This is a genomic window from Rhizobacter sp. (assembly GCF_031412495.1).
Lineage (GTDB): Bacteria > Pseudomonadota > Gammaproteobacteria > Burkholderiales > Burkholderiaceae_C > Schlegelella_A.
Genome location: NZ_JANODC010000114.1, coordinates 1 through 4,941, shown reverse-complemented (window position 1 = coordinate 4,941; position 4,941 = coordinate 1). Strand labels below are relative to the sequence as shown.

General features: G+C 70.5%; 5 protein-coding genes. 3 read left to right on the top strand and 2 right to left on the bottom strand.

Features of this window, described 5'->3' with window-relative positions; all coding sequences use genetic code 11:
* Positions 1–466 (bottom strand): YceH family protein (locus AC30N0_RS04165; protein ID WP_489516671.1); only part of this gene is annotated, 466 nt, incomplete at its 3' end.
* Between the two features lie 10 nt (positions 467–476).
* On the bottom strand, positions 477–1,262 hold the full coding sequence (locus AC30N0_RS04160) for an SDR family oxidoreductase (protein WP_489516670.1): 786 nt from the start codon (positions 1,260–1,262) through the stop codon (positions 477–479).
* 52 nt (positions 1,263–1,314) lie between these two features.
* Here AC30N0_RS04160 and AC30N0_RS04155 point away from each other — a divergent pair, with 52 nt between their 5' ends.
* The 3 genes from AC30N0_RS04155 (at position 1,315) to AC30N0_RS04145 (ending at position 4,836) form a co-directional block, all read left to right on the top strand.
* Positions 1,315–3,000, top strand: coding sequence for an electron transfer flavoprotein-ubiquinone oxidoreductase (locus AC30N0_RS04155; protein ID WP_489516669.1), 1,686 nt, complete (start codon positions 1,315–1,317; stop codon positions 2,998–3,000).
* 67 nt (positions 3,001–3,067) lie between these two features.
* A complete protein-coding gene (locus AC30N0_RS04150) occupies positions 3,068–4,066 on the top strand; it encodes a 2-hydroxyacid dehydrogenase (protein WP_489516668.1) in 999 nt (332 codons plus the stop codon).
* Positions 4,063–4,836, top strand: coding sequence for an SDR family oxidoreductase (locus AC30N0_RS04145; protein ID WP_489516667.1), 774 nt, complete (start codon positions 4,063–4,065; stop codon positions 4,834–4,836). The genes AC30N0_RS04150 and AC30N0_RS04145 overlap by 4 nt, the downstream gene beginning before the upstream one ends.
* The last annotated feature ends 105 nt before the right edge of the window (positions 4,837–4,941 follow it).

Sequence of the window (4,941 nt, the reverse complement as noted above, 5' to 3'; positions counted from 1 at the left end):
CGCGCGAGCCCGGCGCACGCGGCAGGCGCATCACGAGCGGCCCGCCCTTGTCGGCCGGGCGTGCCGCCAGCTCGTCGAGGAAGCCCTCGACCGCCGACATGTCGGCGAACCGGTGCAGCCGTTCGCTGTTGCCGCGCAACTCGGAGACCGTCTGCGGGCCCCGCAGGAGCAGCGTGGCGAGCAGCGCGACCGACTGCGACGGCAGGCCGAGCGCACGCCCGACGTTGTGCTCGTAGCGGCTGACCCGCGAGCCGCTCGACTCGAACACCAGGCTCAGCGACCGGAGCGCGTCGACGGCTGCCTGCACCTCCGCCTCGCCGGCGTTCAGCACCGGGTCGCGCGCCGTCTTCTGGTTGCAGCCGAGCGTGAGCGAGTTCAACGACAGCGGGTAGCTGTCCGGCACGGTGTGCGCCTTCTCGACGAGCACGCCGAGCACGCGCGTCTCCAGCAGCGAGAGCGGCCGCATCGGCTCGGGATCAGCTGAGCGCGAAGCCGTCGTCGGCCTGGATGATCGCGCCGTTGATGAAGCGGCTCTCGTTGGCGCACAGCATCATCAGTACCGCGTCCAGGTCCTGCGGGCTGCCGAGGCGCCTTCGCGGCAGCATGGCGACCAGCTTCTTGCCCTGCTCCGTCTCCCACTGGTGGTGGTTCATCTCGGTGTCGATGTAGCCCGGGCAGATGGCGTTGACGTTGATGCCGTAGCGGCCCCACTCGAGCGCCATGGCACGGGTCATGTGCACGACCGCCGCCTTGCTCATCGCGTACACGCCAATGCGGTTCATGACCTTGAGCCCGGCCATCGACGCGATGTTGACGATGCGCCCGCCCGTGAAGGTGCCGGGGGCGGCCCCTTTGGAACGCGCGATCATCCGCTTGCCGACTTCCTGGGCGACGAAGAAGGCGCCGCGGACGTTGACGTCGAAGATGTCGTCGAAGTCGTCGGGCATCACGTCGGTGAGCGGCTGCGTCGCCGCCACGCCCGAGTTGTTGACCAGGATGTCGATCGTGCCCATCTCCGTCTCGGCGTGGGCTACTGCCGACTTGATGCCGTCGTGGTCGGTCACGTCGAGCGCGACCACGTGGGCGTCGCCGCCGTCCGCCTCGATCTCGGCGCGCAGGGTCTTCAGCCGCTCGACGCGGCGCCCGGCCAGGGCGACGCCGGCGCCGGCACGCGCCAGCACGCGTGCGAACTGGGCGCCGAGGCCGCTCGACGCGCCGGTGACGAGCGCGACGCGCCCGGAAAGATCGATGTCGTAGCTCATGGGGGTATGAACGCGCTCCGTAGAATGAAACAAGTTTAGTCGCGAGAAAAAAATGACACCCGACGAAATCCTGGCTGCGCATGGGCCTCGCGAGACGATGGAGTACGACGTGGTCATCGTCGGCGCGGGCCCGGCCGGCCTGGCGACGGCGATCCGTCTCAAGCAGCTCGCCGCCGAACGCTCGAAGGAGATCTCGGTCGTCGTGCTCGAGAAGGGGTCCGAGCCGGGCGCCCACATTCTTTCCGGCGCGATCATGGATCCGCGCGCCGTGAGCGAGCTCATTCCCGACTGGAAGGACAAGGGGGCTCCACTCAACCAGGCGGTCACGGCCGACCGCTTCCTCTTCCTCAAGGAAGGCGGCGGCGCCTCGGCCACGCCCCATGCCCTGCTTCCGGACTGCTTCCGCAACCACGGCAACTACATCGTCAGCCTCGGCAACGTCGTGCGCTGGCTGGCGCAGCAGGCCGAGGCACTCGGCGTCGAGATCTTCCCGGGCTTTCCCGCCGCCGAGGTGCTGTACACCGACGCCGGCGCGGTGCGCGGCGTTGCCACCGGCAACCTCGGCGTCGGCAAGGACGGCGAGCCCGGACCCGAATTCCAGCTCGGCATGGAATTGCACGCCAGGTACACGGTGTTCGCCGAGGGCTCGCGCGGCCACCTCGGCCGTCAGCTCATCTCGCGCTTCAAGCTCGACGCCGGCCGCGACCCGCAGAGCTACGGCATCGGCCTCAAGGAGCTGTGGGAGGTAGATCCAGCGCAGGCGCAGCCCGGGCTGGTGATCCACACCGCCGGCTGGCCGCTGGCGACCGACACCTACGGCGGCTCGTTCCTCTACCACCTCGACAACAACCAGGTCGAGCTCGGCTTCGTCGTCGGCCTCGACTACGCCAACCCGTACCTGAGCCCGTTCGAGGAATTCCAGCGCTGGAAGACGCACGCGGCGATCCGGCCGACCCTCGAAGGCGGCAAGCGCCTCGGCTACGGCGCCCGCTCGATCACCGCCGGCGGCATCCTCAGCCTGCCGAAGACGGTGTTCCCGGGCGGCGCCTTCGTCGGCTGCGAGGCCGGCTACCTGAACGCCAGCCGGATCAAGGGCAGCCACGGCGCGATCAAGACCGGCATGCTGTGCGCCGAGGCGGCGTTCGACGCCGTCGCCGCCGGCCGCCAGCACGACGAGCTCTCGGCCTACCCGGCGGCCTTCGACGCCTGCTGGCTGCGCGCCGAGCTCGAGCAGTCGCGCAACTTCAAGCAGTGGTTCAAGAAGGGCTTCTACGTCGCCTCGCTGATGACCGGCATCGAGCAATGGCTGCTGCCGCGGCTCGGCTTCAAGGCGCCGCCTTGGACGCTGCACCGCGCCCAGGCCGACCACCTCTACCTGAAGCCTGCGGCCGAGTGCCAGCCGATCGTGTACCCCAAGCCGGACGGCAAGATCTCGTTCGACCGGCTGTCGAGCGTCTTCGTCAGCAACACCAACCACGCCGAGCACCAGCCCGCGCACCTGACGCTCAATGACGCGAGCGTGCCGGTGCAGGTCAACCTGGCGAAGTACGCCGGGCCGGAGAGCCGCTACTGCCCGGCCGCCGTCTACGAGTTCGTCAACGACAAGGGCACCGAGCGGTTGCAGATCAACGCCCAGAACTGCGTGCACTGCAAGACCTGCGACATCAAGGACCCGACGCAGAACATCGTCTGGGTCACCCCAGAAGGCGGCGGCGGCCCCAACTACGTCGGCATGTGAGGGTCAGCCCCCTTTCACCCTGCCGGCGGCCACCGAGCCCGCACTGACACCACCGCGAAGGAACCCGATGCCTGCCGAAGAACCCCGCCCGTCCACCGCCGCCGACGCTGCCCGGCCGGAGGTCCTCACCGCCGCCAAGCTGTGGCCGCCGATGATGCAAGCGCTGCACGGTGCCTTCCGAGTCCACGACCGCGTGCACCAGGGCGACCCCGCGGCCTTCGCCGCCGCGGCGCCGCGCATCCGCGCCATCGCGGCGAGCGGGGAGTCGAAGGTGCCGCGCGAGCTGATCGCGCAGTTGCCGGCGCTCGAGATCATCTCGGTGTTCGGCGTCGGCTACGACGGTGTCGACGTCGCCGCCGCCCGGGAGCGGGGCATCGCCGTCACGCACACGCCGAACGTGCTCAACGACGAGGTCGCCGACCTCGCGATGGCCCTGGTCCTCGCCGTCTCCCGCCGGATCGTCGAGGCCGATCGCTACGTGCGCAGCGGGCGATGGGCCGACGGGCCGATGCCGCTGGCGAGGAAGGTCAGCGGCGCACGCCTGGGCATCGTCGGGCTGGGCCGCATCGGCCAGGCGATCGCGCGCCGCGCCGAGGCTTTCGGCATGAGCATCGCCTACACCGCACGCAGCGAGAAACGCGACTCGCCCTACCGCTTCCTGCCGAGTGCAGCGCGGCTCGCGGCGGAGGTCGACTTTCTCGTGGTGATCACACCCGGTGGCGCCGGCACGCGCAAGCTCATCGACGCCCAGGTGCTGGCGGCGCTCGGCAAGGACGGCTACCTGGTCAACGTCGCGCGCGGCTCGGTCGTGGACGAGCAGGCGCTCGTCGATGCGCTGAAGAACGGCGTCATCGCCGGCGCCGGGCTCGACGTCTTCGAGAGCGAGCCGAACGTTCCGGCCGAACTGTTCGGGCTCGACAACGTCGTGCTGACGCCGCACGTCGGCAGCGCCACCTGGCAGACCCGCCACGCCATGGGCGACCTCGCCTTCGCCAATCTTGCCGCCCATTTCGCCGGCAAGCCGCTGCTGTCGCCGGTGCCGGAAATGCAGCAGGCCCGGGCATGAACGGCGCAGCCGCGGCGTTCGACCTCAGCGGCCGGCTCGCGCTGGTCACCGGCGGCGGCTCCGGGCTCGGCCTGGCGGTCGCGCGCGGCCTGGCCGAGGCCGGTGCCCGCGTCGTCCTCAACGGCAGGACGGCGGCGCGCCTGGAGGCGGCGGCCGCCGGCCTGCGCCAGGCCGGCCTGCTGGCCGAGATCGCCGTCTTCGACGTCGCCGACTCGGATGCAGTGCGTGCCGGCATGGCCGATCTGCGGGCGCGAGTCGGCGAGGTCGACATCCTCGTCAACAACGCCGGGGTCCAGCACCGCGCGCCCATCGACGAGTTCACCGACGCCGACTGGCGCCGCGTCATGGGCACCAACCTCGACGCACCCTTCTACCTGGCGCGCGCGGTGGTGCCGGCGATGAAGACGCGGCGCGCCGGCAAGATCATCAACATCGCCTCGATCATGGCGCGGCTGTCGCGCCCGACCACCGTGCCCTACCAGGTGAGCAAGGGCGGCATAGCCATGCTGACGCGTGGCCTGGCGGTCGAGCTGGCCCCGCACGGCATCCAGGTCAACGCGATCGCGCCGGGCTTCTTCCGCACCGAGATGAACGAGGCCTTGACCTCGAACCCGGACTTCGACACGTGGGTCAAGAAGCGCACGCCGGCCGGACGCTGGGCCGACCCGCGCGAGCTCGCCGGCGCCGCCGTGTTCCTGGCCTCGCCGGCCGCGGCCTTCGTGACCGGGCAGATCCTCTACGTGGACGGCGGCTTCACCGCCTCGATGTAGCGTCGCGCAGGTTGCCGGTGCGCTCCGCAGGCTCGTCGGCCGAAGCCGCAGAGCGCGCGGCGCGCCAGGTCTCGATGATCGCGAGCAGCTCGTCGGGATCGGCCG